A 24,737-nucleotide genomic window follows, 5' to 3' on the forward strand; every position below is an offset into this window, starting at 1 on the left:
CATGTTGTTTAAGCAACTGAAGTCATCCGATGGAATCGAAGGAGCGGGATTTGCTGCCCCTTGCTTTCAAGCAAGGGGCTTTTGGATTTTTTTCATGATATGAGCTGAACGAAAAATATACATAAAAAAGGAGTAGCCGGAATAGTGCTCTACAAGCAGCAACAGCGATGGGAAGACCATTTACCTGCGCAGTGGCGCGTTATGTACATTTTATAGTAAAATCAACGGAATAAGCGAAGAGGGAGAATAATACATGAATTCCGTGTTACATCATTACATTGCAGGGCTTGAATTTTCCGGGGATCTTTTTTTGGACGTAGAGAAGCTCTTCAACAAACATAACGCTGAAGCTACGTGGGTGCATTGTACGAAGGTAGCCCATGAAGCCAGAGCACTGGCTCTACAATTTCATGCTGATCCAGTCATAGCTGAACGAGCGGGGTGGCTGCACGATATAGGTACTATCATTCCCAATGAAGATAAAGTAGCTGTAGCACAGGCATTACATATCCCCATTTTAGAAGAAGAATTAGCATTTCCGTATATCCTGCACCAAAAGCTGTCCAGAGAGATGACTATTCAGATTTTTGGACGAACGGATCCGATGCTGCTGGATGCGATTGAATGTCATACCACGCTGCGGAAGTCCATGAGTCTGCTGGATAAGATTTTATTTATAGGAGATAAATTGTCATGGGATCAGGCACACGCTGCGCCTTTTGTACAAGAGATAAGGAAGAATGTGAACGATCATTTGTTGGATGAAGCGATTATGATTTATTTAAACCATGTGTGGAGCAATAAAGAAAAGATGAAGGTTGTACATCCTTGGTTATTAGAAGCCAGACAGTCTTTATTAAAGGCTCTTTTCTGAAATATTGTTGCTGACTCACAATGAACTGGCAATCTGTGTAGACAAGAATCTGCGAAGAAAAACAATGGTGTAGGAAGCTTGTAACAAGTGAATTTTATGACAACAGCAACATTACGGGCATCAAAAAACCAGTTGATTAAGAGCAACTGGTTCAATAAAGGTTTTATATTGGATATTCATTCAACCAAATCAATGCTTGTTCATAATTATCAAAAAATTTTACGGATTCTTTTGTATTGGATTGTTGTAAATAATTCATTATCTCCCCTTCTTCAAGGAGAAACGCAATTGCCTTGCTGTGATTCAAAATGGTTTCATTGAAGAACTTATCTTTCCATGCTTTTTGAACAGAAAAATGATCTGGCGTGTATCCTTTTCTATCCACCAACAATTTGTATTTCCGACCCTCGGAAATGAATTGCTGACAAGCTTGCTCGAAGCCATTAAACCATTCATTAACATCATCTGTTTTAATCTTGCCAATTAGATGGGTAACAATTAAAACTCCTGAAACTGTTGTGCTGATATTAGGTTTACTCAACTTGGAACCATCTCCCTTAGTTACAATTATGCGTAAAAACCTCACAAAATCAATAAGGATAAAATTCTTACGTAATAAAGCAACATTATTTACGAAAAGAGCCTTATTAAAAGAGCTCGAAGGGGCATCCAAGGATATATTCGAGTAAGCCCAGCGCCTTCCGGGGTGCTTTTTTTATGGGCTTGAAAGCTGTACCTGTTCACCTTTTCACATTATAACCTCGCAAAACCTCTAAAAAAACAGAGGACGCTTTCGTTTCAAATACCTCAGAAGGAGTCAGAAAAGAGAACTTCCGAACGACCGGGAAGCCGCTTATATCCAACACTTTTAAAGTGCCCAAGGTGAGTTCCTTTTGAATCGTCCACTGTGACAGCAAAGAAATGCCCAAGCCTGCTTCTACAGACTCTTTAATAATCTGGGTGCTGCCAAAATTCATAATATGAGCAGGGACAAACTGAAATCGTGCAAACATCTTTTCCGCCGCTTCCCGGGTTCCAGAGCCTTCTTCGCGCAGAATCCATATGTCCTCTTGCAGCTCAGTTAAACTCACTTGAGATTTACCAGCCAAACGGTGATGATGTGGAACGACGATATACATTTCATCTTCTGCAAACGGTTCAATATACAAATGGTCATGTTGAAATTGTCCTTCAATAATCCCTACATCCAGCTGATTACTAATCACCAATCTTTCGATTTCCTGAGTGTTGCCGATGCTAATGGAGGGCTGAATGAGCGGATATTGACTTCTCATTTGCGCAATCACATGCGGCAGTACATACTCTCCGTATGTGTAGCTTGCGCCAATGGATAGATTGCCTTTTGCCGTATTCATCAGCTCGTCCACCAAATACTGCATTCGAGTTTGGAGACGGATGATTTCCTGAGCATGGTGATATACAATTTCACCGGCTTTGGTTAAACGCACATATTTATTACTCCGCTCCAGAAGCCGGGCTCCTACGGTACGCTCCAGCGTTTGAATGTATTGACTTACGGCAGGCTGGGTCATGTGTAACTCTTCGGCAGCTCGTGTGAAGTTTTGTTTCTCCGCGACCATAACAAATACGATTAAAGATTGATCCAAAGCCAACTCCTCCATTTTTATCATACCTATTTACTTATGGATACCATTATAATGATTTATTTTTCTTATGACAAAATACATATTAAGCTTTATGAAGATAGAATTGGAGGTATTCACCATGAGCAGTCACATAAAGCACATGAAATGTTCATTAAGTTCCGTTTTTCCACAAAAGCGTTCCCCACACTCTAACCGAAATCGCTTTATCCAGCGTATCTTAGGCATTGGACTGACCATGATATTTGCATTCATGGGGTATGGTCTGAACGAAATACCTGGCTTTCATTATGTAGGCCCTTTGGCTTGCGCCATGTTTCTCGCTATCTTATACCGACAGTTGTGGGGATATCCCGAAGCTTTACGCTCAGGGGTTGAGTTTTCGGCTAAAAAATTGCTGCGAGGGGCTATCGTATTGTACGGGCTAAAGCTCAATATGGATGTTGTCATTCATCATGGTATGGGCTTGCTCCTGCGTGATGTGGGCACCGTCGTATTTTCCATCCTGTTTACGATGTGGCTGGCCAAGCGCTTTAAAGCAGATGCTTCGCTCTCGCTTCTTCTCGGTATCGGAACAGGTGTCTGCGGTGCGGCAGCAATTGCGGCAGTTTCTCCCCTGTTAAAATCCAAGGATGAGGATACGGCTATTGGAGTAGGGCTCATTGCTTTGGTTGGAACCGTATTTGCCATTTTGTTTACTGTGCTTCGGCCTTGGCTTCCTTTGACGGATATGCAATATGGAATATGGTCAGGCATCAGTTTGCATGAAATTGCACATGTGGCTTTAGCTGCCGAGCCTGCCGGACAGGATGCTCTCGCGATTGGCTTGCTAGCCAAATTGGGCCGTGTCTTTTTGCTAATACCGCTTAGCTTTATGATCATGTACTGGATGAAGCGAACCGGGAAGATCCACTCGGATGCGAAAATGGAGTTCCCCTGGTTTCTCATTGGGTTTGTCATCACAAGTTTGATTGGCAGCTATGTTTTTGGAAAATATATCGTAGTTCCAGTGGGTCTGATGAATGGACTTTCTCATATCACCACATTTATGCTAACGATGGCAATGGTAGGCATGGGGCTGAATGTGAGCTTTAAGGCCTTGCGGGAAAAAGCGGTGCTTCCTTTACTGGTATTGTCCATCACCTCGGTCATTCTTGCAGGCTTAACATTTTTAACAGTGTGAATGAAGATACCAAAGAAGTCTCTGCTCGCTATGTAGCCGGCAGAGACTTTTTAGTGCTGCTAATGATAAGATTAAGATATGTGATGACTTATCCGTAACTTTTACATATAATTTGCGTCTATCAAAATAGCGGGTTTTGAGATACTAGGCTGCAAGATTTTCATAAGTGAAAATTTATAGAATGGTAGGGTACATAATGAAGAAAATTTGTTTTTTGGCTTTTTTATTTCTGTTTTTATGGGGATTTCCAGGGGAAACTCACGCTACGTCTTCAAGTTCACATATTGAACTGAATGGTAAAGATTTAAGTGCTGGGAAGGGAATTCAGACCCAGGAAGTCAAAAGCAACATATTAGTTCCTCTTCGTCTCATTGTGGAGGAATTAGGTTATAGTGTGGATTGGAAGGCCAAGACGGGCACCGTAACTATACAGGATCGAGATCATCACCTTAGTCTTCAGGTAAATAAAACTATAGCCACTGTCGATGGTCATCAAATGGGGTTGACGGTAGCTCCATTACTTTCAGACGGAACAACTTATGTTCCTCTTCGTTTTGTATCTGAACAGACTGGGCTTAATGTGACATGGAACAGCAAGGTAAAAACGGTGTTTCTGACTTCCCCGCCTGACTCAAACGGAAGTAGCGAGTCTTCCCAGGGAAGCTCTGATTCTGGTACTCAGGCTATAACTAATACTGTAACTGATGCAGAAGAGAGTACACGTGCCACGATAGACCAAATCAGCTTCATGAATCATCAATTGGCAATTACGGTGAATGGAAAAGTAAGTCCTAAAGTCACTACGTTGACCCATGCAGACCGCATCGTTGTAGACATACCTAGTTCTAGGTTTTCCGATGAGTTCCAAGCCTCTCTACCTTTGGACAATACGAGACAAGGGGCTTTCCCTGTAACAGATGATCCGGATGTTTCACAAGTAAGATACTCTTTATTTAGCACAAGTCCCGCGGCGGTACGTATTGTGGTTGACCTGAATAGTAGCCAACCTTTCCATGTGCTAAATGCGGGTGACGGCAAGATTGTCATAGCGCTGGATCGGAAATCAGATGAAACAGTGGGGCTAACATCTACCGCGCCTGTTACATCTACTATAGCCCCCGATACGATCGTACCTGAGTCTGTCATCTCTTCCGACGGACATGCTCAAGGAATCGATGTCTCCCACTATAATGGAACTATAGATTGGCAACAAGTTGCGGCCGCAGGCAAGACATTTGCTTTCATCAAGGCTACAGAGGGGACAACATATCAAGACAATCAATTTTTAGCCAATGTTCAGGGAGCGAGGGATGCCAGCATACTGGTCGGCGCTTATCACTTTTTGAACGCGACAACTACGGATGGTGCTCGTCAGGAAGCAGCTAATTTTGCCAGGGCTTTAGAATCAGCAGGAGGCAGGCTGGATCTGCCGCCAGTGTTGGATTATGAAAATAATCCCAAAGGTCTTACTCCTGCGCAAATTAGTGAAGTGGCTCATGCATTTTTGGACGAAACGGAGAAGCTTACCGGACGTATGCCGATCGTGTATACAGGCAATGTTTTTGCTTCCAAGTTTGATCCTACATTTTCTATGTATAAACTGTGGGTAGCCAGATACAGCACTACTCAAAAGCCGACTGCAGTTCCAGCCTGGAACAACTGGTGGGCCTGGCAGTACAGTAGCACAGGCAGTGTTCCGGGTATCCGTGGTAATGTGGATTTGAATGAATTCAATGGAACGATAGATGAACTCCGTTCTTCGCTGGCAGGAGATATTGAATAGCAGAAGCTTGTGACGACCGTAAATCCTCGCGAATCCGGTATAGGATCGGCGAGGATTTTTGGCGTCTAATCGTCTAGCTGGGCATGATCCATACGATTTCGCAGATCCGGACAAAGAATTTCTTTCCGTATACATCCAAAATGACATGATCAGGTTTACAGTCCACTACACATCCGTCAATTCTGCCGCGTGTGGTCTCCAGTACAACATATTTGCCAATGACCGATTTTAATGTTTCTACCACATACGGGTCTACAGGGCTTACCATGATATGATGCGGGGTATGGTGGTGATGGGGAAAAGGTTGATTCGTACTGTAATTGAGCGCTTGATTCGGATTCAATTGCTTCACTCCTTCAGGATTAATTGTGATATCTTATGCTCCTGCCCAGAAAGGGTGTAGGCGGATGCCTAGTCGACGGAGAGAATCATTTCATTGCCGATAAGCCCGGTCCATAGGAAACCTCTATACATAAGCTATGATGTACCTTGAAATGAAGGAGGAACTATCCATGGGTGAATGCGAAAGAGGTTGTGGCGGTCAAGTTGGAGGCTACGGAGGTTGGACATCGACAGGGGCTATCCTGGTACTGTTCATTCTGCTGGTCATCATCACCAAGTCGTTATGGATCTAAATTGAAATGAGTGTATTAAATCCCTCACCGGTGCATAACTGGTGGGGGATTTAAGTGTTTTAAGGGATTCAAGTGACTTGCTTGTATAGTAAAACACCCCAAATAGCAGCTGCCAACTCCTGACGAATGAGTGTCAGGGGTTGCAGCTGTCATCAGAGGTGTCCTAGTTTGGTAGACAGGGATTGACGGTGCAGTGGACTTAAATTAAAGCAATTGCCAACAGGGTGAACAGGCTCAAGGTTAAGATTTGATTACCATATCCATATCCATAACCAGGATAGAAAGCAGATGTTTGAACACGCCCGTTTGATTCTGTTTTTAAATACACATTATTTTGGTCCACCTTCACGATGGTGCCTTCGTGCTGTTGCCCGTCCCTTGTCAAAATACGTACCCTTCTGTTCATACAGCCCAAGCAGTTGTAATAAGCGTCCATTCAATCACCCCCTCTTGTACATTCGCATTTTATGAGAGGAATGATGTAACGGTAACGGCTAATATACAGGGAGAAGGCATTCCCACCGATTTATGATCTTATCGGGTTAGGCCCATTCGTGATAAGGGTTAAAGGCGAAGCCGGGATATGCGTCTGTAGGGGCATAGGTCCTTTCCGGGGTAGCCTGCTGGTGAGGGGGAGTATCGGCAAGTCTCACGTGTATTCCCGGCTTTTTGGTCTGCTGGTGCTTGCAGTCATTGGGTGGACCGATGATCACAGGTTTTTTGATAGGAGCGAGTGCTTCCTGAATCTTATTCTCATTCAGGCAGTAGGTATGAGCCAGAATGTTGCCTGGCGTTAACCGCAAAATATCGGAGCCGAGAATGAATTCGGGGATGGGGGCATTAAAAATCGCTAACAAATGAGTATCATCCATTGTGGCGACCTCGTAGTGCCACCATCCCTGGGGAACATTAACCACTTGACCAGGCGTGATCGGAAAATGCCGTAACTCGCGTGTGAACGGGTTAATCAGTGACACGGTCACCGCCCCAGAGATGCAGTATACCAGCTCTGTGGCATTTTGGTGGTAGTGAGGCTCTATGACGTTGGCGGTGCTCAGGCGAATATCCAGCAGCGATGTATTTACTAATGTATTCAATTGCTGGACCGAAAGCTCATTGATAGAGTTTTGAGCATCCTTTTGAAACAAAACATTGTCTTTTAAATCATAAGTAAATTGAGCGGAGGGAGAGGTGTAATCCATATATGAATCCACGCGTCGTTCCTGCCTTTCTGCTATTCAAAATTTGATGATCGTACAGCTACCCTATGCATTAGCCCAATATTATGTGCAAGGGATGGTTTCCAACTTACAGGAAATCTATTACAATAAAAGGATGGTTTTTGGACAGTTGAGTAAAAGGAACCAGAATCCAAGTACAGGAGGATACAAGCAAATAGAGAAATTTATACAAGCAGAGAAACGAAATTTGAATAAGAAGACGACAGAGTCCTTTCCCAGTGGAGCTAAAGAAGAAAAATAGCGAAAAAAGTCACGTTTTCAAGTGGTGTCTAAACATGATCAATTGCTCCTAGTGCGCGTCAGTCCGTTACGGCTGGCGTTTATTTGTATGCGCAGTCATAGGACCAGAGCCGGATGATACGTAAATGCGGCTTGTGGTATACTGCAACGGACGTGTGAGAGCATCTTTGTCCGATTCCGTATGTAGCAACGCGTCATTTCCGCAGCTAGGCATAAGCTATAGCAGAAGAAACATCATCGGATAAACGCCCCTGAGTTGTACAGGCCGGAATGGTTGTACCGGACAGAACAAGAAAGAGGAGGTTGTCTGGAATATGAAAAAATTATCTATGTTGGTCCTGTCCTGCGCATGTATGCTGGGCGCTGTGTTGTCGGTTACGCCAGGACAAGTACAAGCGCAATCGTCAGTGCTGACGAAAGGGGCTCAGAGTGAGCAGGTGCTGAAGCTTCAACAGCAGCTTCATTCGCTCGGCTATTTCAAAGCCGGTTTTACCGGATATTACGGCTCTCTGACCAGTAAAGCGGTTGCCCGTTTCCAACGGGACTATGGGCTTACACCCGACGGTGTAGCCGGAGCAGCAACGCAAGCCAAGCTGGATTCCTTCGGGAAGGTGCGTTTAACCGCCCTGGAGCAGCTTGCCCGGATTATTTATGCCGAGGCACGCGGGGAATCTTTTCAAGGGCAGGTAGCCGTGGGCGCGGTCGTATTAAACCGTGTGCAGTCCAATGAATTTCCGAGCTCAATTCCGGACGTTATTTTGCAGCCAGGCCAGTTCACCGCTGTACAGGATGGTCAATACCGCCTGAAACCGAACAAGACCGCGTATCGTGCGGCAAGACAGGCTCTTAATGGTGTTGATCCGACAAACGGGTCCCTGTTTTATTACAATCCGGCCATTGCCACAGCCAAGTGGAGCAAGAGTCGCCCGGCTGTCATTTCTCTTGGCCGCCACACGTTTACAAATTAATCAGCATAAGAACACGTAACTTGTCAGCCGCCAGTTGCTTCCTGTAGTCAGGAGGAGTGGCGGCTTTTTTTGCATATACACAAATTTGTAATATATTAGGGCCGATTTATTGATTGTATATTAAGATTTCTACATATTTTTCCGATAATCTTAATAGACAAAAATATGAAATCAAAGGAGTCTTACTGAAATGAGTCAAAATCCTTACAGCATCGAAGTGGATCAAACCATTAAAACGGTACATATGGCGGTGAATGGCGTGTTCAGCCCGGCTGAATATGATAGCTTTGTCAAGGAATATGTATCCAAGACTTCCTCCATTCAGGCATCCAGCTTTACGCTCAAAGTAGACTGTACCCAAATGGCACTGCTGGGCCCGGGAGAAGTAGAAAAACTGAAAGGTTCTTTTGTACGGTATAAAGAAACCGGATTTGGCAAAGTGATTTTTGGGATCAGCCTTCAACAAACGATTATTAAAATGCAGCTCGGTCGTGTAGCACGTGAAGCGGGATTAAACAACGTAGATATCGTCGTACAGTAATGTTCTGAAGCGGTGACAAGCAGCGAGATGAATGTGTAAGGGGGAACCTGCTGATGAGTCATATTAAAATTAAGGCATTGGGTGTGTATTATCCGTCCCATTCGGTGGACAACGAATATTATATCCGTCATTTTGATGAACAGGGCAAAGATATTCGTCGGTTCATGGAGCATATGGGCAGGAAAAAGCGTTACATTATTGATAGCCCGCATGAGAACGGTTTGACGATGGGGATCGCAGCTGCTAAGAAAGCGCTGGATCAAGCTCAAATGACAGGCCGTGATGTAGATATGATCGTGTTTTCCACCCAAGTCCCGGAGTCGTTGTTCCCTATGAATGCCCTGTTTGTTCATCAAGCCATCGAGGCCAGACATGACGTGGTTGTCATGGATTCTAACGCGAACTGTGCAGGCATGACGGTGGCAGTCGATCAAGCCAGCAGCTCTATGCTGTCTAATCCTGATGTGCGTACAGCACTTATCATCGGTTCAGACTATAATTCACTTGTTTCTGGTCCCGAGGATGAAATTACTTATGCGAACTATGGGGATGCCGCTTGTGCAGTTATTTTGGAGCGTACGGAAGAGGATACTGGCTTTATTGATTCTATGTATTTTACGGACCCGGTCAATATAGATAAAATTTTGTACCCGGCTCAGGGATTAGCGGCAACACTCCGAGCAGATGCCCCCGGAAAATATATTCAATGGCTTCCGTTCGACGCCAACATGGCCTTGTCCCCCACATTTGATCTGCTTGAGCGAATTTTGAAGAAGAACGGACTGGCACCTCAGGATGTACGGGCTTATTGCCTGTCGCAGTTTTCACTGGCGAATGTGCTGAAAATACAGGATCATTTGGAGCTGGAGGACGCCCAAATGATCTATGTGGGTGATCGTTACGGTTATACGGGCACCAGTAGCCCGTTCATTGCCTTGTATGAAGGCATTGAATCCGGTCGCATCCGGCGCGGTGATTATGTGCTGTTCTGGACGATTGGAGCTGGATATCAGCTGGTTGCTATGCTGTTTAAATATTAAGGAATATGAAAAGACCTTGCGGCCGCAGGGTCTTTTTGCGCATGATGCCAATTCAAATGTAATGAAAGATTATTTTTCGAAGAGAGAGTTTAAGGTTATTTGTTTGTGTTTTGTCCGATTGTTTTGTAGAGTTTATACATTGAAATCCTGAGGAGGGCTTGTATTGCGGACGTTTAATAGCATGATCACTGGAGTATAGAATGGGACAACACAAAACAGGAGATGAAGGGTCATGAAAATCGAAAATTTATTTTACGGGGATCGGATTAAACTGGCCGCTGTCAGGGAAGAAGATGCGGAAACGATGTTCAAATGGGGAGAGGATGCGGAGTATCTGCGAAATGTGGATACGGATTTGGCACTCCCTTATACGCTGAAGCAAATGGAATCGGAAGGCTCGCCCAGTTCAAACGAGGTCTATTTCCGGTTGAGAACGTTGGCAGATGATGTCTTGATTGGATTTGTTGCCATTCACGGGATTGAGTGGAATAATCGGATCGGTCAGTTGGCGGTTGGCATAGGCAATACAGACTATCGTGGGAAGGGCTACGGGGCCGAAGCGGTGCGCCTCATTCTTCGTTATGCCTTTTACGAATTAAATTTGAATCGGGTAGGTCTGGATGTTATTGAGTATAATAAACAGGCCATTCGGACCTATGAAAAGGCGGGTTTCCTGCATGAGGGCAGGGTTCGTTCCGCTGTTCTTCGTGATGGTAACAGCTACGACCGTATTATGATGGGGATATTATATTCCGAGTGGAATGAAAGCGCTAAAGCTTGATGGATACACAATTTGTTCATAAAATATTCCATAAACAGTCTTTTAACAGAGTCAAAAGAGGTTTATAGTTAAGTTGTCACGTACTGAAATACATCGTGTTTTCGGTACGAGTCAAAGCTGAGGAGGAATTTACATGACAAACGTTGTAAGGTCCGTTACTTCACCCAAGAAATTTATTTCTGGCCAGAATCTGCTCTCGTCGTTAAATGACTACATTAAGGATTATGGCGATAAAGCCTTTATTATTTGTGATGAGTTTATACTCGAAAAGGCGCAAAAGGAGGCTGGCGCTTCTATTGAAGCGGCTGGCAATCAGGCTATTTTCGAGAAATTCCAATATGAATGTACTAAAGAAGAAATTGAGCGTAACCGGGAATTGGTGCGCAAGCATGGCGCTAACATCATTATAGGGATCGGCGGCGGTAAAACGCTGGATACTGCTAAGGCAACGGCTTATTATGAGAAGCTGCCTGTCGTTATTTTCCCGACGATTGCTTCTACGGATGCCCCTTGTACTGCCCTCGCAGTTATCTACAAGAAAGACGGCTCCTTTGATGAATATTTGTTCCTACCAACCAATCCCGACGTTGTACTGGCGGATACGGGCATTTTGGCAGCGGCGCCTGCACGTTTCTTTGCAGCCGGGATCGGCGATGCGCTGGCTACTTATTTTGAAGCGCGGGCTTGTTATCAGTCCAACGGGGACAACCTGGTACTGAACAAGCCTTCCACCACAGGGCTGGGACTGGCCCGTCTCTGTTATGATACGTTGCTGGAAAATGCCGTGAAGGCCAAGCTTGCGGTGGATCGTAAAGTGTATACTCGCGCGGTGGAGGATACCATTGAAGCGACAATTTATCTGAGTGGTGTTGGTGCGGAATCAGGTGGGTTGGCAGCAGCGCATGCGATTCATAATGGTATGACGGCTGTACCTTCACTGCATAAAGCACAGCATGGCGAGAAGGTCACATTCGGCTTGCTAACTCAGCTTGTACTGGAAAATGCGCCGAAAGAAGAACTGGATACTGTCATCAAACTGGTTAAGGACGTAGGTCTTCCTTTGACGCTTCGTGATCTGGGTGTTGAGGAATTTGTCGAGGCTGAATGGCGTCAAGTGGCGGAAGCTGCCTGTGCATCGAATGATACGATGGTCAATATGCCGTTTCCGGTCAGTCCTGCTGACGTGTACAACGCCATCATTGCGGCGAATGCGATTGCAGAATCCTATCAGGGATAGTTTTTTTCTCTTAAGAACGAAAATATCTTTTACCAAACGGGTCTGTCCTATTACGGGCAGGCCCGTTTGGTTTCAGCGCGGACTTATATCATATCTTATTCTGACCGATATACATGTAACAGATGTAATTAGGAATGGTTACAGCAGGAGGAGATTTGATGTTGGTACATGGTAAAACACGAAGAGGCAGCTTGTACATCCATATGTCCAGCGGTTTTCACAAAATTGGTGATTATCGGGAAGAATACTCTGTAGCGCCGGGAGATCGACTGATGTCGAGACTGACCAAGCGGATCTATACCATTGTATCTGTGCATCTCGGTGAAGAGGCGTACGCCGATATTGATCTGGAAGAAGTGATTAGAAATAGTTAAAGCGCTTGGCTTGGTTAGACCTAAAAAAGCTTCAATTTCACTCATAGAGCGAAGTTGAAGCTTTTTTGTTATTTCAGCGCAGGGCCTCGTTGAGAAGGTCCCGTGTGATAATATTATTTTGATTCATAAATGTTCTGATCGTTGATTGAGAATTGGTTGCGGATAGCTCCTTTCCCCATGTCATGGCATAGGCCCAGGCGGGTTGATTTTTTAACACATTGGCGTTCGGCAAAATATTACTTTCCCCAATTCCGATTGGCTTGCCTTGTGCAAGCTTGAGCAGCCCGGTGTAATATGAGGCTTTGTAATCATTGTTGTAAATATCAGCTGCAAGAATATCCACTCTGTTTATACCCGGAAAAGTTCGACTGTACGGTGTGCTGTATGCGTTCGGTGCATTCGGACTCCATACCCATAACAGATTATTCAGATGGTGAACATTAACGAATCGGTCATACATCACATTCCAGAGCTGGGCGTAATTTTGTTTGTTTCCCCACCAGAACCAGTTGCCGTTCATTTCATGATAGGGTCTCCACAGAACAGGCACATCTGCGTCCCGCAACGTTTTGAGGGAAAGTGCGACCTCATCAATATCTGCAATCAGCTGTCGATATTGCGGGGTACCCGGCGTGATGTAGTGATTAAATTCAGCCTGACTAAGCTTGGTTTGCACGTTTTTCCACGTTTTGGGTTTACCTGGTAACGCTTGATGAAAGGTAATAGCTACAATTCCGCCGGACTGGCTCCACTGAATAGCACTGTCCACAACACGCTGACGTTGCTCTTGTAAGGCTGCGTGGGACTGATTGGCTAATCCTCCAAACTCATAGCCATGGAGTCCTGCATATTGTCCGCTGATTTGTTGTAACTTGTTGTTTTGTTCATCCGGTGCTTCCAAATAATCATGCTGCCCGGAAATTAGCGTACCCTCCGGCACATTGGAAAGGTAGGTGAGTAGTTGCCTGGCTTTGGCAGAGGCCTGGGGATTAGCAGGCGGAGCGGCATCAGCTATAATGAACGATTGTTGAGAGACACTGAATAGTAAAACAAGTAGTAGCAGTAGCACCCTTTGCAACCAAAAGCGTATTGAGTGAGATTTCATGGCGCTCCTCCTTTGATGACAACATGATGAAATTACATTTTTTCTTTGCGTTTTCTCAGTTGGATACATGCGCTAATGAGGATTATTAGCAAACAGAAGTAGATCAACCAGTTCGGTCCCTGTGAATACATCCAGTCTTTTGCCAGAAGGAAGCCGAAAATCGACGCAAGCAAACCCATGATAAGAACCATTTTGGTTTGCGCTGGACGGCGGCTACGTTTGGAAATCCAGTGTATGATGCCCAGAACAATGGCTGCCTGGAGTAAAAACAAGCCCATTAACATTAAAGTAGCTAGAAAGATTGGGGACATCGGTATCCTCCTCCTAAATTACAATCAGATTATGCAGGTTGTAACCCGGATGCGGATTCATGGATGTGAATTCTATACAGATGGACAAGTAGTTGTACTCTCGATACGATCGTGATTAAGTTGACTAAATTATACCATAACTACCGTCCTGCAATAAAAGGTGTCAAAATACCTACTCTGCCTTGATTCACCATCATACTCTATATTCAGTGAAATATTGACACATAGTTGTACATTTCATAAATATGCAGGTGCAGTGGGAAATATACAGTAAGCATGAGTATAAAATCAACGCGAAATCAGCGGAAAAGTTTGGTATCATTAAGGTGGTATTGATAAGGAGGTCATTTACATGAATGAAGATAATCGACCGTTTTCTAGCCCTGTAGATGCTGAAGGAGCCAAAGCGAATTTTGATGTGAACCAGCGGAAGCTTCACTCTGAGGGAGCCTCTGGTTTATGGCGTCAGGTCAGCAATCTGCTTATTCTGGTTGGCGTGATGGCGTTGATTATTATTTTAGGTCGAGTGCTTTAAGGATGGCACCTAAGAAATAAAGCTGATAAGATTATCAGAATAGGGATGTGAGATGGTGTTAAAGGCAGCGTTACTTTTTATTTTGGCTGGCATAGCTGAAATTGGGGGAGGGTATCTGATCTGGCAGTGGCTGCGTGAAGGGAAGACATGGTATGTCGGACTTTGCGGCGGGGTGATTTTGGCTGTCTACGGAGTCATTGCAACTTTTCAGGTTTTCTCCTCTTTTGGGCGTGTGTATGCAGCATACGGAGGTGTCTTTATTGTCCTTTCCATTGCATGGGGATGGTGGATTGATAAAAAGACACCTGATTTGTACGATATCGTGGGTGGATTGATTTGTTTGGTCGGAATAGCAGTAATGCTTTTTCCCCGGACTGGATGATAGGACAAAAAGCCCTTTTTTATTTTTTTGGAAAACATGACTATTGATCTACATAAATGAGCTTCATATTCCGAAATAGAACTTAAGGAGGGGGTTCTATGAACTGGAATCAAATGAAGCTTAGATTGAAATTTGGCCATGCTGTACCGAAGAGTGAAGGGAATTTCTCAGTGGGCATCGTGTGGGGAATCCTGATTAGTATTGTGCTTTGGGTTTCGATTATTGGCTGGTTTATGCTTATTTTCAAGTGATCACTAGAAATCACCGTTTATAAGGTGGCTTGGTTCAATGTTGTTGTTTGAGTAACCCATGCCTTATGACCCATGCTTTAATCTGTAAAATCGTTACGCAACTTGTTTAGGCCACGGCCCACAGCTTCTTCAATCATATCTGTAGCAGCAGGAGTATCGGCATCGAGGTCAGGGATACGATTAAAACCTGGCTCGCGCTGATCTGACGACTGTTCATGTTCGACCTGATCGACAGCACCACCCTTGTCTTCCCTAATATGTTCTTTCATAATACATCACACGCTCCTTTATGGTGGAAACATTTTATATAAACGTTACGCTTAAGGCGGCTAAAGCGGCTATAATAATAAAGCCGGGGAGGAAATAGCTCCCGCCCGGCACTTCCCAAACGACTAGCGATGCTCAATCAGATCAATCGCTCCCAGAACAACATGAGCCAGTCCGAAACCGAGAATGCCTGTAGCCGCAAGCTTGTACTTACTGCTCAGCAACACAGCGCCTGAAGCCGATACTACCGTTCCAAGAACAGTTGGAATCATACCTTCACGCATTCGTAACACCCCTTCTGGTAGTTTGGAAAGACGTTTATTAGTGTAATTCAAATGCGCCCAAGTTATGCAGAAAAGAAATTTTATTATTTTAGAAAAAAATACTTTACAACTTGATGAAATTGTCGTATTATATGTTGGTGCCCATTAAAACGGTATTTCATAACGAGAACCATTTTGTACATAAGCTGGATGTTTCTCCGTTACTTATAAGTCAAGTAAGTATGAAAATAGCGTTCCTAAATTTATGCCGGGGTGGCGGAATTGGCAGACGCACAGGACTTAAAATCCTGCGGTAGGTGACTACCGTACCGGTTCGATCCCGGTCCTCGGCATCCTTGATTTATAAGGGTTTTTTCCGAAAAAACCTTGTTTTAAAACCAGCTTGGGAGAGAACTTTTTACTGAGTTCTCTCCTCCAGTTCTCTCCTTTTTCCGGAGGCGAGAACGAAGGGAAGATCGCATGGCTCTATGAAGTAATGAGAGCTATGCGATTTTTTTATTTAAAATGTCAGAACCTCGCTCATGGTTTGCGCTGAAGATACCTTGGAGCTGTATTCCAAATGAGAATAGGTGTTGGCTGTTGTGGAATAATTACTGTGTCCTAACCATTCCTGGATTTCTTTCATGCTGATTCCATTTGCAAGCAAGAGACTGGCACAACTATGACGCAGATCGTGGTAACGGATTCGACGCAGTCCGTGTTTCTTTAACGTTCTGGTGAAGTTCTGAGTAATATAGCCTGGTTTTACCCGCTGTCCTAACTTGTCCAGATAGATGTACTCCTCATAATCGGTGCAGTAAGAGTTTCCACATAAGGCCTTATTTAATTTCTGTACTTCTCGAATCCGCAACAACAGCTCTGCAAAGGCTGGAACTAAAGGCAACGTACGACGGCTGGATTTATTTTTCGTCCGGTCTTTTTCAATGACATATTCTTTTCCTTCAAAATAAACCGGAACTACAGTATGCCGAATACTGATTGTTTTATTTTCAAAATTGATGGCCGTCCACTTGAGTCCGACAACTTCACTTCTTCGTAATCCATAAAAGGCAGCGAGAATAATTGCCAGCTCAATGAATTCGCCCTTTACTTTTTCAAAAAGTAAATTAATCTCCTGATTGTTGTAAAAGCTGCCGACAAATTCATTCTTCTTGGGCCGTTCAACCTTATCTGCTGGATTGGTGTCGATTAGATCCGTTTTGAGCGCGTACTGCAATGCTGTGCGAATATTGGCGTGATAGTGGATGACTGTATTGGTTGTCACGCCATTTTCATTGAGCTCATACTGATAATAATCCTGAATGTGACTCGGTAGTAATTGTTTGAGAAGAAGTCCCTTTTCTTCAAAGTACGGTACAATATGATTGGCTACAATGTTGTGGTAGGAAGCGTAAGTTATAAATTCAACACGGTGTTTCATCATTTCCAGCCACTTAAGCATAAATTCAGCAAACAAAGGGCCATCCTCAACTAAATCTGGAGTGGGTTCCTCTTCAATAACTTCTTCAATTACTGTTTCTTCCTCAACATCATTTGAGGGAAGCATGAAATTAAGCCTTGCCTCTAACAACATCGCTTCGGCCCTTTTTTTGTTTCCTTTTACCGTAAGGCCAGTTGGAATCCACTTCGGCTTTCTCTTACCTTCTTCATCTTTACAATTCAAGACGATATAAAAAAGACCTTTCTTTTCCTGTAGGTGGCCTGCTACCAATTTAATTCCCTCCTTGAATAAGCAGCCCAGAACTCCTACCATTGACACTTTCAAGTATATCATAGTAAAATTGATAGTTCAACGCATTAAAGCATGAAAGTAAAAAACTATGTTATGAATTCATAATGGATTGAAGGTAGGTGATGATCTGGACTTTGGGGATTTTGTAGGCTCTACCAATTCTGAAATGTTGAATGCGATTGGCTTGCAGAATTTTGTAGGCAGTCTTGGTACTAATGCCGCCCAGCATGTCACATAGTTGAGTGATGTTGACTACGTCCGGATAATCTTGATACATGAGGGTGCATAGATCTTGTTGTGGAAGAGAAGAAAGAGCATTGTTCTGCATCTTGGGAAACACTTCTTTCTGCAAAGGTATGTAACTAGATAGTGGCGGGCTGTGTGCATAGTAGCATAGATTCCCCATGTTCTCATCTCCAGTGGAGCAAAATAAAGAAACCTGGTTCAAGCTGCCGTTGGTTACGCGACATCATAACTCCGATCTTTCACGAAGTTCCCCCTCATCCGAGCAGGCTGCCCCCGATGCAGTTACGCTGGCCGGGCAGAAGTATCATGATCCCTTTTGCAGATTATGGCGATTCAACCTACCACGGGTTGATTTCAGCCAGAAGATTTGTCGCTCAGACCTTTGGAGTTGTCTTGGCTCGTCTTAAGAGAGCCATAGGCACAGGCCATCGTGGCGCTTCCGCTTTGTCGCTTCTGCTAGTTAACAGAGGCAAAAGGAATGTACTTGAAACAGGACATATGAAGTTATCAAAGAAAGATGTACCTGCCTAATATGTCGTCAATAGAAGAGGAAAGATCATCCGAGAGGAATCGAAAAATTATCCTCTATACTTAAATGGGAATGAAGGATTAAAAAACAACCAAAGATCTTGAATTCTAATAAGTTTTCATGAATTTGTAATAAAATCCAACCATGCCACTACCCTGAACCTATAAAGATGGGAATGGGGCAGCATATTCCCTGGGTAGTGATTACTCGGTCATTTGTTATTCAAAAATAAGAAACCATTTTTCGTGTAATCGTTTGCTAACCTATTATTCTGTATTAATTTTTGAGCATAATTGTCTAGTGATTAATTACGATAACGATCTAAATCAAATCGGCGGATAGCTAGAATAAAGGCAATGACTAATTGTTGTTTGCAATCTTCGCTGTATTTACCGTTGTGCCAAGCATATTTGTGAATTAATCGCTCATAACGGCACAATAACTCTTCTTCCGCTTGATGGTCTCCAACTTGGGCCAACTCAATAAGTTCCATTACTTCCCGCATGCACTTCTCCTCCTTTCCCTGAAACTATGTTTCTCAGTGGGAAAGGGGGCGGACTCCGTATAGGGGGGAGTGGTCTGAATTTACATCTCCAATTGGCTTTTAAGCTTGTCCAACAAAAGTCGCTTAGCCTTGCTTACGGCTTGTTGGGTTAGTCCTAGATTTTTAGCAATTTCCATATCCGACTTCTCTTCATAAAATTTCTGATAGAGTAGCCTTTTTTCCATTGGATTCAACTCACGTATAGCTGAAAGCAAGAATTCTTGAGCTTCCACTTGGGCAACTGGAGAAACCATGAGATTGATCATGAGGTGTATGTCGTCTATGTTCTCGTCTAACGGTTTGGTAAAATGATAATCTCGGTCGACTTTTCTGAAAAAATCCCGACTGGTGTGAAACAAACAAGAATGGATGTAGCGACTGACAACCTTCTCAATGCTAGTGAATAATTCTTTTTCATGGCTCATTTTAAACATCTCCTCTCATACTGAAATGGGAAGCGATTGTTAGAGATACAACTTGAGACAAAATATTGACACATTTTGTCTAATTTACTTACTACAAGAAAAGGGCATAAAAAAACATCCTTACTTCATGCTGAAAGAGCCGGACGCATGTCCTGCATTTCAACCAAAGGGGGATGTTATGAACGATATGTTAGATTTTTAAGCAGAAGTTATCCTATCTATTTCCTCACATTGTTCTTCATGTTCTCCATAGGGAAGCATAACAAAGGTTTCAAATTGTTTGTTAGAAGCATTAGTATAAAGATAGCCTCCGTATTTTTCAGCGATTTGCTGAACATTAATTAATCCGAGGCCGTGATAATCAAAGTTATCTTTTAAAGTACGTTGCGCTGAGTCCGTAGCAATTTTTTGCTGCGAATTAATCACATGAATAAATAGCGTATGGGCATCGGTGAATATATGTAAATGGATAAATTTATCTTCCTTCCTCGGAACAAGATGAGCGGCTTCAATCGCATTATCCAACACATTGCCGAGAACCACACATAAATCGTAACGGTCCAGACGAATATCAGCAGCAACGATGTGAATGTCGTGTTTAAAATGTATCTCTTTATCCAAAGCGTCATTCAGTGCGTGACTGACCAATGCATCGATCACGAGGTTTCCAGTTGTAACCTGTAAGTAGGCGGCATTTATGTGGTCCAGGGTTTGATTGATATGAACGATTGCCTCGTCACCGCGCTGTTCTAGAATACAAGCGCGGATAAACACCAATTGTTTTTTCGTATCATGAATGATTCGTTTTATGTTTTTAAAAGATTGTGCTGTTTTTTCATAACTATTGTCCTGATACGTCACCTGCTTTTGCAATTCCAACTTTTCATTAACCAATCTAAAGTTTTCGATTAGTTTGTCAAACATAAAAACGATCAAAAAATTCATTTCCAAAATGCTAAGGATAGACAGGATATAAATGATGTTCTTTTTTAAGTTGAAAAACAAGACGTTTAGAATAAACAAACTGATTAGGATAATGGATATCATAATCAGATAATAAACTTTGCTAATTTTGTAATCGTGCCCCTTTTTAATAAACTGAATGATCCTAATAAAAAGAAGCATAATGAAAGTGCAGCAGAGCAAAATAAATAGACGTTGAGCAGTACTAGATAGCTGGTCAGTAGAATACTCCTGATGAAATACTGTAATGAAGTAGTAGGAAAGAGACTCAGCTATAAATCCTAGAATTAGGTATAACATGCTATAAATCAATTTGCTTTCAAAGCGACCTTGATAAAGAAGTGCTATAAGAAACGTGCTAATGATAGATAAAACACCTGTAACAATAGTAGGGAAGAAAGAGGTTGATGATATATACAAAATCACTCCGGACAAAAGATAATGAATAAAAACAATACCATGGTTATTCTTAACCAAAGCGCGATATAAAACAGAAAAATAACGATTTAACAAAATCAATTGCAGGATTGTAGTACCGATGAATAATCCATAGTGCAATTTTCTTATCCTCCTTCCTTGAATTGTGCAATGACGAAATGGGCATAAATCTCTCTTAGACGTTTGAAGTGGGAACGCCCAACAGGATACGTTTGTTCGTTCGACATTAGCACTGAAGTGGCAGAAAATTTGCGAATATGCTCCATATTAACTATGATCGATCGATGAATGAGCACAAAAGGATATTCCATTTTATTGGAATACTCCGATAATGTGCCGATAATCGTATACGTTTGCTGTTTATCAATTACTTTAAGCCTATTTTGGGCTAAAGAGTGCTTTACCTTGACGATAGCAATAATATCTGTACTCCGTAATAACAACTGATTCTCTTCTATTTTAATAACGAAAAATTTATGAGTAGACGAAAGAATATATCGGCATAGTTTTACGATCTTTTCCTCAAAAAGTATAAAAGAAACCGGTTTGAGTAAATATTGAAACGCCTGAACCTCGAAACTATCCATCATATACTCCGTGTAACTGGTCAAAAATACAATCTGCACATCTCGATCTGGTAGAGAGCGAATCTTGCAAGCTGCATCGATTCCTGTCATACCGCCCATTTCTACATCCAAAATGAGAATGTGGAATGCATAGAGTCCATGTTCTTTGTAATGCAGAAGTAGTTCTTCACCGGAGAAAAAACAATGAACATCAAAGACAAAAGATGTGCTTGCAGAAATTTGTTGAAGAAACTGTTCTACCAATTTGTGAATGTATATCTCGTCATCGCAAATCGCTATTTTGAACAAAATTGATCACCTCCTATGATTAGTAATATAATCCAATTATACATCTGTAATTTTATTTTTCGCCAGTTACTTCGGCAATACGACAAACAACGTCAATAAAACATTGTAGAATTATAACGATTCTGAATAGACACGCCACGGATATCTTACAAATATCTTACCAAAGATGTTGTTCACATAGGCTGTTATGTTTTTGGCATACATTACAACTATCTTCCATTTATATTTGCTATATTTAGAGTGGGGGATACAATAAATGATTGAACAAATTGTGAAACGAATCACATTAGCAACTATTCGTCAGGGAGTTCTTGAGGAAAAAGACATACCTATTATTCGTTATGGGTTACAAGTAATGTTGGAAATTTCAATAATTGTTGTAACGATTCTGATGGTCTCCATCGCGTTAGACCGAGTAATTGAATCAGCAGCTTGGATGGGAACCGTTATCATAATGAGAAGTTATGGAGGGGGGTATCATGCCAAGAGCTTTAAACAATGCTACTTTATTTCTGTAGTAGTTTTTGTGCTGAATGTTTTAATGATTGATTTTTTGTCAGATAACTTGTTATTGTCGAGCGCTGTGTGTTCTATGGTAACAATATGTCTTTTTATGTATTCCATCGTCACGGAAAAGAAGGCTGCAGCAAAAAGATCGGAGCGCTTGAGCTTACACAAAGTAAGTAAAAAGATAAACGCTTTTTACTCGATAGTCATTGTAGTCATGTTTATTTTGGAAATCGTAAGCACTGCAATCTTGGCAAGTATGCTAGGCTTTATGGTTTCACAACTATCTATCCTCATCAATAAGGAGTAAAAAATAATGAAGATCTCAAAGCTACCATGGAAGGCAATAAGTATGATGGCAGGATTATTTGCTGTACTTGGAGCGAATATAACTTGCTGGTGGATTGCTCATGACCCAGAGATGCCGGAGGAAGTAAAAAAGCTTCGCAAACTCAATTGATGACTTAAATCTATGATTACGACAAATTGGGATTCATATAAAATAACAGTGCGTATTTTGAAGGAGGGAGGTCATGAAAAGCACCGGGATTGTGCGCCAGGTCGATGAATTAGGACGTATTGTACTTCCCAAAGAACTGAGACGAACAATGAGGATTGAAGAAGGCCAGCCATTGGAGATTTTTGTTGAGGATTCAGTGGGGAAAATTGTGCTACGAAGATATGAAGGAAGAACGTGTTTATTTTGCGGAGCGTCAGAGAATGTATTGTACTTTAAAAATCATTTTTTGTGTAATTCTCGCCTAAATGATTTATGTGAAGGGGCAGGGGAATTATCTGAAGTAGCGATTACTACTGAAGACCCACCACGCACTGTACATCGGAGAAGAAAGGATACATCCAAGGCTTTACTAACAGCACTAAGAAGTAATCCCGAAGCTTCTCAGAAAGAGCTTGCTGGCTTATTAGGACTCTCACAAGGTCGTGTCAGCCAACTCATGAAGCAACTAAAAGAAAAAACCTATTTGAAGGCGTAGATACGGGGGAACCACTCGTACGGTGCACAGGTCAATGGGTTTATCGTAAGTTCTATGGAGATGAATATTGTCGTAATTACCTAGCCGTTTTAACCCTTAGTCTGGATGGTTCTTAATTAGTCCTTTTATGTAGCAAAAAAAAGAATGACTGTGACGAATATAACAGAAATACAATATTTACAGTAATAAAATATATTTGTAATATAAAACAATATATGGAGGTAAAAACACATGGAAACACCAGAAATGGTACCAGAAAAAACGACTTGCCCAACCTGTAGCGCTTGTGCAGCCTGTGTTATTACACCAACGGTTGATGCTGAGTTAACCGTCACTGTGAATGTTTTTAATGTTTGGAATTAGTTGGAATTTTAGTTTGTGAATCAAAGGGGACCTTTTATTAGGTCCCCGTACTATTTATCCTCAAAAAAGAGAGCGGGGAATAATTGTGTTAATGTCCAAATATGTTGCTTTGACTGATAAATCCCACTTACACATAAATCCAGAAGGAAAAAGCATGTTACACATAAGAGATAATCGTACCGCTTCATTATCGAATATCGAAGAATCAGTTCTAACCTTAAACAAGACTGCAGCCGAAATTATATCCTTCAGTAATGGTATATTTACAGGAAATGAAATTCTAACTAATTTAGGACGCAAATATCACGTGGAAAATCCCTTTATTCATGGTGCAGCAACGGAACAGATGATCGGACAATTAGTAGAAAATGGAGGAGCTGTACTTTTAGATGAGCCGGATTTCCGCATAATAAATGTAACAGGCAATCCAAAATATGCAACACCGGTACATGTCATGGTTGAGTTACTGACTAAATGTAATTTAAGATGTGCCCACTGTTACCGTGATGCCGGTCCTGATGGCGACCAAATGATGTCATTAGACCAAGTAAAATATATTTTTTCTCTTCTGAAAGAAAATGGAGTTATATCTGTCGAACTAACAGGGGGAGAAATATCAATCCATCCTAACTTCTACGAGATTGTCGAGCTTGCCTTGGAGATGTTTGATCTTGTGGCATTATTGACGAATGGCACCAAAATTACGAACCGTTTGCTTACTATGCTTCAGCCGTACAAAAAAAAGGTAGCCTTTAATGTTTCATTGGATGGTTCTACTGCCAAAGTCCATGAAGGATTAAGGGGTGTCAAAGGTTCATTTGAGAAAACATGTAATGGTATCCGGGCTATTAGTGAAGCAGGATTTTTTGTGCGAGCAGCGATGTCAGTGTACTACAAAAACATCTGGGATATTGAGGAAACTTTACTTCTAGCTAAGAGTTTAGGGGCTTCTCTGTTTGGCTACGCACATATTGACCATTTCGGTCGTGGTGAATCATTGAATGTTAAACATGATCAAGAAAAACTTAAGCTTATAATGGACAATGAAAAGAAATTAGCAGATCAATATTCTGACTTTCTTACAGTTTTAACTGAAGATGAAGTTAGAAAAAATTTGAAAGTTCCTAGCTGCGGAATGGGGTGGAAATCAGTAGTCATAGATCCTGCTGGTTATGTCAGACCTTGTGTTATGTTATCTTCAGGGGTCATGGATATGGGTAATTTGTTTACACAAAATTATAATGAGATTTTCGATTCGCCACTAGCTTATCGTTTGTTTCGGATGGTATCTCCAGTTAAAAGTGACTTATGCGGTTCCAATTGTGAGCAAAAAGAGTATTGCAAAGGATGCGCATTACGAGGATTGGATGCAAATTCTCATGGAGAAAAATTATGTGACTGGATAGAAGGAAATGAATTTCAGGAGTATACTCGCACAATGCAAACGACTCATTAATGCGTTT

General features: G+C 42.3%; 34 protein-coding genes and 1 tRNA gene. 20 read left to right on the forward strand and 15 right to left on the reverse strand.

What is annotated here, in order from left to right:
* Positions 1-253: 253 nt before the first annotated feature.
* Positions 254-874: a bis(5'-nucleosyl)-tetraphosphatase (symmetrical) YqeK gene (yqeK, locus tag ACWXW9_RS07795; RefSeq protein ID WP_494928927.1), complete on the forward strand. Its 621-nt coding sequence runs from the start codon at positions 254-256 to the stop codon at positions 872-874.
* 163 nt (positions 875-1,037) lie between these two features.
* On the opposite strand, the gene ACWXW9_RS07800 is transcribed toward yqeK, so the two are convergent.
* Both ACWXW9_RS07800 and ACWXW9_RS07805 read right to left on the reverse strand, forming a co-directional pair.
* The gene (locus ACWXW9_RS07800; RefSeq protein WP_494928988.1) at positions 1,038-1,475 is read right to left on the reverse strand and encodes a SpoIIAA family protein; all 438 of its coding nucleotides are present in this window, start codon (positions 1,473-1,475) and stop codon (positions 1,038-1,040) included.
* A gap of 139 nt (positions 1,476-1,614) precedes the next feature.
* Positions 1,615-2,502: a LysR family transcriptional regulator gene (locus ACWXW9_RS07805; protein WP_494928928.1), complete on the reverse strand. Its 888-nt coding sequence runs from the start codon at positions 2,500-2,502 to the stop codon at positions 1,615-1,617.
* 118 nt (positions 2,503-2,620) lie between these two features.
* Between ACWXW9_RS07805 and ACWXW9_RS07810 the strand changes: the two genes are divergently transcribed.
* On the forward strand, positions 2,621-3,682 hold the full coding sequence (locus ACWXW9_RS07810; RefSeq protein WP_494928929.1) for a YeiH family protein: 1,062 nt from the start codon (positions 2,621-2,623) through the stop codon (positions 3,680-3,682).
* A 196-nt stretch (positions 3,683-3,878) separates the two neighbouring features.
* Positions 3,879-5,465, forward strand: coding sequence for a GH25 family lysozyme (locus ACWXW9_RS07815; protein WP_494928930.1), 1,587 nt, complete (start codon positions 3,879-3,881; stop codon positions 5,463-5,465).
* A 73-nt stretch (positions 5,466-5,538) separates the two neighbouring features.
* On the opposite strand, the gene ACWXW9_RS07820 is transcribed toward ACWXW9_RS07815, so the two are convergent.
* Positions 5,539-5,808, reverse strand: coding sequence for a YuzF family protein (locus tag ACWXW9_RS07820; protein WP_014282396.1), 270 nt, complete (start codon positions 5,806-5,808; stop codon positions 5,539-5,541).
* 169 nt (positions 5,809-5,977) lie between these two features.
* Here ACWXW9_RS07820 and ACWXW9_RS07825 point away from each other — a divergent pair, with 169 nt between their 5' ends.
* On the forward strand, positions 5,978-6,100 hold the full coding sequence (locus tag ACWXW9_RS07825) for a hypothetical protein (RefSeq protein WP_014282395.1): 123 nt from the start codon (positions 5,978-5,980) through the stop codon (positions 6,098-6,100).
* A gap of 199 nt (positions 6,101-6,299) precedes the next feature.
* Here ACWXW9_RS07825 and ACWXW9_RS07830 read toward each other — a convergent pair whose 3' ends face one another.
* Together ACWXW9_RS07830 and ACWXW9_RS07835 are read right to left on the reverse strand one after the other, a co-directional pair.
* Positions 6,300-6,536, reverse strand: coding sequence for a hypothetical protein (locus ACWXW9_RS07830; RefSeq protein ID WP_494928931.1), 237 nt, complete (start codon positions 6,534-6,536; stop codon positions 6,300-6,302).
* A 106-nt stretch (positions 6,537-6,642) separates the two neighbouring features.
* The gene (locus tag ACWXW9_RS07835) at positions 6,643-7,314 is read right to left on the reverse strand and encodes a cupin domain-containing protein (RefSeq protein ID WP_494928932.1); all 672 of its coding nucleotides are present in this window, start codon (positions 7,312-7,314) and stop codon (positions 6,643-6,645) included.
* 581 nt (positions 7,315-7,895) lie between these two features.
* Here ACWXW9_RS07835 and ACWXW9_RS07840 point away from each other — a divergent pair.
* From ACWXW9_RS07840 to ACWXW9_RS07865, 6 genes are all read left to right on the forward strand, one after another.
* Entirely contained in the window at positions 7,896-8,549 is a 654-nt protein-coding gene (locus ACWXW9_RS07840; RefSeq protein ID WP_494928933.1) for a cell wall hydrolase, read from the forward strand.
* 190 nt (positions 8,550-8,739) lie between these two features.
* Positions 8,740-9,090: a hypothetical protein gene (locus ACWXW9_RS07845; protein ID WP_494928934.1), complete on the forward strand. Its 351-nt coding sequence runs from the start codon at positions 8,740-8,742 to the stop codon at positions 9,088-9,090.
* Positions 9,091-9,143: 53 nt separating this feature from the next.
* A complete protein-coding gene (locus ACWXW9_RS07850; RefSeq protein ID WP_494928935.1) occupies positions 9,144-10,130 on the forward strand; it encodes a ketoacyl-ACP synthase III in 987 nt (328 codons plus the stop codon).
* A 232-nt stretch (positions 10,131-10,362) separates the two neighbouring features.
* Positions 10,363-10,911: a GNAT family N-acetyltransferase gene (locus ACWXW9_RS07855; RefSeq protein WP_494928936.1), complete on the forward strand. Its 549-nt coding sequence runs from the start codon at positions 10,363-10,365 to the stop codon at positions 10,909-10,911.
* Positions 10,912-11,044: 133 nt separating this feature from the next.
* A complete protein-coding gene (locus ACWXW9_RS07860) occupies positions 11,045-12,148 on the forward strand; it encodes a glycerol dehydrogenase (protein ID WP_134913526.1) in 1,104 nt (367 codons plus the stop codon).
* Positions 12,149-12,306: 158 nt separating this feature from the next.
* Positions 12,307-12,522: a hypothetical protein gene (locus tag ACWXW9_RS07865; RefSeq protein WP_025685324.1), complete on the forward strand. Its 216-nt coding sequence runs from the start codon at positions 12,307-12,309 to the stop codon at positions 12,520-12,522.
* A gap of 73 nt (positions 12,523-12,595) precedes the next feature.
* Here the strand turns inward: ACWXW9_RS07865 and ACWXW9_RS07870 are convergent, their stop codons facing one another.
* Entirely contained in the window at positions 12,596-13,627 is a 1,032-nt protein-coding gene (locus ACWXW9_RS07870; protein WP_494928937.1) for a glycosyl hydrolase, read from the reverse strand.
* 32 nt (positions 13,628-13,659) lie between these two features.
* A complete protein-coding gene (locus ACWXW9_RS07875; protein ID WP_494928938.1) occupies positions 13,660-13,938 on the reverse strand; it encodes a hypothetical protein in 279 nt (92 codons plus the stop codon).
* 352 nt (positions 13,939-14,290) lie between these two features.
* Between ACWXW9_RS07875 and ACWXW9_RS07880 the strand changes: the two genes are divergently transcribed.
* From ACWXW9_RS07880 to ACWXW9_RS07890, 3 genes are all read left to right on the forward strand, one after another.
* Positions 14,291-14,473 (forward strand): hypothetical protein, encoded by a 183-nt coding sequence (locus tag ACWXW9_RS07880; protein WP_494928939.1) that lies wholly within the window; start codon positions 14,291-14,293, stop codon positions 14,471-14,473.
* A gap of 55 nt (positions 14,474-14,528) precedes the next feature.
* A complete protein-coding gene (locus tag ACWXW9_RS07885) occupies positions 14,529-14,855 on the forward strand; it encodes a YnfA family protein (RefSeq protein ID WP_494928989.1) in 327 nt (108 codons plus the stop codon).
* A gap of 98 nt (positions 14,856-14,953) precedes the next feature.
* Positions 14,954-15,106 carry a hypothetical protein gene (locus ACWXW9_RS07890; RefSeq protein WP_162833923.1) on the forward strand — a complete coding sequence of 51 codons (153 nt, stop codon included), beginning with the start codon at positions 14,954-14,956 and terminating at the stop codon, positions 15,104-15,106.
* Positions 15,107-15,183: 77 nt separating this feature from the next.
* Here the strand turns inward: ACWXW9_RS07890 and ACWXW9_RS07895 are convergent, their stop codons facing one another.
* A complete protein-coding gene (locus ACWXW9_RS07895) occupies positions 15,184-15,375 on the reverse strand; it encodes a hypothetical protein (RefSeq protein WP_494928940.1) in 192 nt (63 codons plus the stop codon).
* A 123-nt stretch (positions 15,376-15,498) separates the two neighbouring features.
* A complete protein-coding gene (locus tag ACWXW9_RS07900) occupies positions 15,499-15,657 on the reverse strand; it encodes a hypothetical protein (RefSeq protein WP_013371953.1) in 159 nt (52 codons plus the stop codon).
* 246 nt (positions 15,658-15,903) lie between these two features.
* Here ACWXW9_RS07900 and ACWXW9_RS07905 point away from each other — a divergent pair.
* Positions 15,904-15,989: transfer RNA gene (locus ACWXW9_RS07905), tRNA-Leu, on the forward strand.
* A 167-nt stretch (positions 15,990-16,156) separates the two neighbouring features.
* On the opposite strand, the gene ACWXW9_RS07910 is transcribed toward ACWXW9_RS07905, so the two are convergent.
* Positions 16,157-17,368, reverse strand: coding sequence for a tyrosine-type recombinase/integrase (locus ACWXW9_RS07910; RefSeq protein ID WP_494928941.1), 1,212 nt, complete (start codon positions 17,366-17,368; stop codon positions 16,157-16,159).
* 112 nt (positions 17,369-17,480) lie between these two features.
* Complete coding sequence (locus ACWXW9_RS07915; protein ID WP_494928942.1) at positions 17,481-17,795, reverse strand: helix-turn-helix domain-containing protein; 315 nt, start codon at positions 17,793-17,795, stop codon at positions 17,481-17,483.
* Positions 17,796-17,911: 116 nt separating this feature from the next.
* Here ACWXW9_RS07915 and ACWXW9_RS07920 point away from each other — a divergent pair, with 116 nt between their 5' ends.
* Positions 17,912-18,166 (forward strand): hypothetical protein, encoded by a 255-nt coding sequence (locus tag ACWXW9_RS07920; protein ID WP_494928943.1) that lies wholly within the window; start codon positions 17,912-17,914, stop codon positions 18,164-18,166.
* Positions 18,167-18,468: 302 nt separating this feature from the next.
* Here ACWXW9_RS07920 and ACWXW9_RS07925 read toward each other — a convergent pair whose 3' ends face one another.
* The 4 genes from ACWXW9_RS07925 to ACWXW9_RS07940 form a co-directional block, all read right to left on the reverse strand.
* On the reverse strand, positions 18,469-18,669 hold the full coding sequence (locus tag ACWXW9_RS07925) for a helix-turn-helix domain-containing protein (RefSeq protein WP_494928944.1): 201 nt from the start codon (positions 18,667-18,669) through the stop codon (positions 18,469-18,471).
* An 80-nt stretch (positions 18,670-18,749) separates the two neighbouring features.
* Positions 18,750-19,133 (reverse strand): sigma-70 family RNA polymerase sigma factor, encoded by a 384-nt coding sequence (locus ACWXW9_RS07930; protein ID WP_494928945.1) that lies wholly within the window; start codon positions 19,131-19,133, stop codon positions 18,750-18,752.
* A 198-nt stretch (positions 19,134-19,331) separates the two neighbouring features.
* The gene (locus ACWXW9_RS07935; protein WP_494928946.1) at positions 19,332-20,654 is read right to left on the reverse strand and encodes a sensor histidine kinase; all 1,323 of its coding nucleotides are present in this window, start codon (positions 20,652-20,654) and stop codon (positions 19,332-19,334) included.
* A 5-nt stretch (positions 20,655-20,659) separates the two neighbouring features.
* Positions 20,660-21,409 (reverse strand): LytR/AlgR family response regulator transcription factor, encoded by a 750-nt coding sequence (locus ACWXW9_RS07940; RefSeq protein WP_494928947.1) that lies wholly within the window; start codon positions 21,407-21,409, stop codon positions 20,660-20,662.
* A 256-nt stretch (positions 21,410-21,665) separates the two neighbouring features.
* Between ACWXW9_RS07940 and ACWXW9_RS07945 the strand changes: the two genes are divergently transcribed.
* From ACWXW9_RS07945 to ACWXW9_RS07965, 5 genes are all read left to right on the forward strand, one after another.
* Positions 21,666-22,226, forward strand: a complete 561-nt coding sequence (locus ACWXW9_RS07945) for an accessory gene regulator B family protein (protein WP_494928948.1) — start codon at positions 21,666-21,668, stop codon at positions 22,224-22,226.
* Between the two features lie 6 nt (positions 22,227-22,232).
* Positions 22,233-22,376, forward strand: coding sequence for a cyclic lactone autoinducer peptide (locus ACWXW9_RS07950; protein WP_494928949.1), 144 nt, complete (start codon positions 22,233-22,235; stop codon positions 22,374-22,376).
* Between the two features lie 73 nt (positions 22,377-22,449).
* Complete coding sequence (locus ACWXW9_RS07955; RefSeq protein WP_494928950.1) at positions 22,450-22,911, forward strand: AbrB/MazE/SpoVT family DNA-binding domain-containing protein; 462 nt, start codon at positions 22,450-22,452, stop codon at positions 22,909-22,911.
* A 231-nt stretch (positions 22,912-23,142) separates the two neighbouring features.
* Complete coding sequence (locus ACWXW9_RS07960; RefSeq protein ID WP_494928951.1) at positions 23,143-23,274, forward strand: hypothetical protein; 132 nt, start codon at positions 23,143-23,145, stop codon at positions 23,272-23,274.
* 91 nt (positions 23,275-23,365) lie between these two features.
* Positions 23,366-24,730: a radical SAM protein gene (locus ACWXW9_RS07965; RefSeq protein WP_494928990.1), complete on the forward strand. Its 1,365-nt coding sequence runs from the start codon at positions 23,366-23,368 to the stop codon at positions 24,728-24,730.
* The last annotated feature ends 7 nt before the right edge of the window (positions 24,731-24,737 follow it).

This window comes from Paenibacillus sp. LT-B23, assembly GCF_059417685.1.

What these genes read in the sequence shown, in the direction of transcription:
- ACWXW9_RS07840 (WP_494928933.1), top strand. Translation starts at nt 7,896, where the DNA reads ATGAAAAAATTATCTATGTTGGTCCTGTCCTGCGCATGTATGCTGGGC.
- ACWXW9_RS07880 (WP_494928939.1), top strand. Translation starts at nt 14,291, where the DNA reads ATGAATGAAGATAATCGACCGTTTTCTAGCCCTGTAGATGCTGAAGGA.
- ACWXW9_RS07810 (WP_494928929.1), top strand. Translation starts at nt 2,621, where the DNA reads ATGAGCAGTCACATAAAGCACATGAAATGTTCATTAAGTTCCGTTTTT.
- ACWXW9_RS07850 (WP_494928935.1), top strand. Translation starts at nt 9,144, where the DNA reads ATGAGTCATATTAAAATTAAGGCATTGGGTGTGTATTATCCGTCCCAT.
- ACWXW9_RS07925 (WP_494928944.1), bottom strand. Translation starts at nt 18,669, where the DNA reads ATGCGGGAAGTAATGGAACTTATTGAGTTGGCCCAAGTTGGAGACCAT.
- ACWXW9_RS07830 (WP_494928931.1), bottom strand. Translation starts at nt 6,536, where the DNA reads ATGGACGCTTATTACAACTGCTTGGGCTGTATGAACAGAAGGGTACGT.
- ACWXW9_RS07870 (WP_494928937.1), bottom strand. Translation starts at nt 13,627, where the DNA reads ATGAAATCTCACTCAATACGCTTTTGGTTGCAAAGGGTGCTACTGCTA.
- ACWXW9_RS07860 (WP_134913526.1), top strand. Translation starts at nt 11,045, where the DNA reads ATGACAAACGTTGTAAGGTCCGTTACTTCACCCAAGAAATTTATTTCT.
- ACWXW9_RS07915 (WP_494928942.1), bottom strand. Translation starts at nt 17,795, where the DNA reads ATGGGGAATCTATGCTACTATGCACACAGCCCGCCACTATCTAGTTAC.
- ACWXW9_RS07920 (WP_494928943.1), top strand. Translation starts at nt 17,912, where the DNA reads ATGCAGTTACGCTGGCCGGGCAGAAGTATCATGATCCCTTTTGCAGAT.
- ACWXW9_RS07965 (WP_494928990.1), top strand. Translation starts at nt 23,366, where the DNA reads ATGTCCAAATATGTTGCTTTGACTGATAAATCCCACTTACACATAAAT.
- ACWXW9_RS07825 (WP_014282395.1), top strand. Translation starts at nt 5,978, where the DNA reads ATGGGTGAATGCGAAAGAGGTTGTGGCGGTCAAGTTGGAGGCTACGGA.
- ACWXW9_RS07960 (WP_494928951.1), top strand. Translation starts at nt 23,143, where the DNA reads ATGGAAACACCAGAAATGGTACCAGAAAAAACGACTTGCCCAACCTGT.
- ACWXW9_RS07845 (WP_494928934.1), top strand. Translation starts at nt 8,740, where the DNA reads ATGAGTCAAAATCCTTACAGCATCGAAGTGGATCAAACCATTAAAACG.
- ACWXW9_RS07955 (WP_494928950.1), top strand. Translation starts at nt 22,450, where the DNA reads ATGAAAAGCACCGGGATTGTGCGCCAGGTCGATGAATTAGGACGTATT.
- ACWXW9_RS07855 (WP_494928936.1), top strand. Translation starts at nt 10,363, where the DNA reads ATGAAAATCGAAAATTTATTTTACGGGGATCGGATTAAACTGGCCGCT.
- ACWXW9_RS07900 (WP_013371953.1), bottom strand. Translation starts at nt 15,657, where the DNA reads ATGCGTGAAGGTATGATTCCAACTGTTCTTGGAACGGTAGTATCGGCT.
- ACWXW9_RS07865 (WP_025685324.1), top strand. Translation starts at nt 12,307, where the DNA reads ATGTTGGTACATGGTAAAACACGAAGAGGCAGCTTGTACATCCATATG.
- yqeK (WP_494928927.1), top strand. Translation starts at nt 254, where the DNA reads ATGAATTCCGTGTTACATCATTACATTGCAGGGCTTGAATTTTCCGGG.
- ACWXW9_RS07950 (WP_494928949.1), top strand. Translation starts at nt 22,233, where the DNA reads ATGAAGATCTCAAAGCTACCATGGAAGGCAATAAGTATGATGGCAGGA.
- ACWXW9_RS07815 (WP_494928930.1), top strand. Translation starts at nt 3,879, where the DNA reads ATGAAGAAAATTTGTTTTTTGGCTTTTTTATTTCTGTTTTTATGGGGA.
- ACWXW9_RS07930 (WP_494928945.1), bottom strand. Translation starts at nt 19,133, where the DNA reads ATGAGCCATGAAAAAGAATTATTCACTAGCATTGAGAAGGTTGTCAGT.
- ACWXW9_RS07875 (WP_494928938.1), bottom strand. Translation starts at nt 13,938, where the DNA reads ATGTCCCCAATCTTTCTAGCTACTTTAATGTTAATGGGCTTGTTTTTA.
- ACWXW9_RS07895 (WP_494928940.1), bottom strand. Translation starts at nt 15,375, where the DNA reads ATGAAAGAACATATTAGGGAAGACAAGGGTGGTGCTGTCGATCAGGTC.
- ACWXW9_RS07945 (WP_494928948.1), top strand. Translation starts at nt 21,666, where the DNA reads ATGATTGAACAAATTGTGAAACGAATCACATTAGCAACTATTCGTCAG.
- ACWXW9_RS07890 (WP_162833923.1), top strand. Translation starts at nt 14,954, where the DNA reads ATGAACTGGAATCAAATGAAGCTTAGATTGAAATTTGGCCATGCTGTA.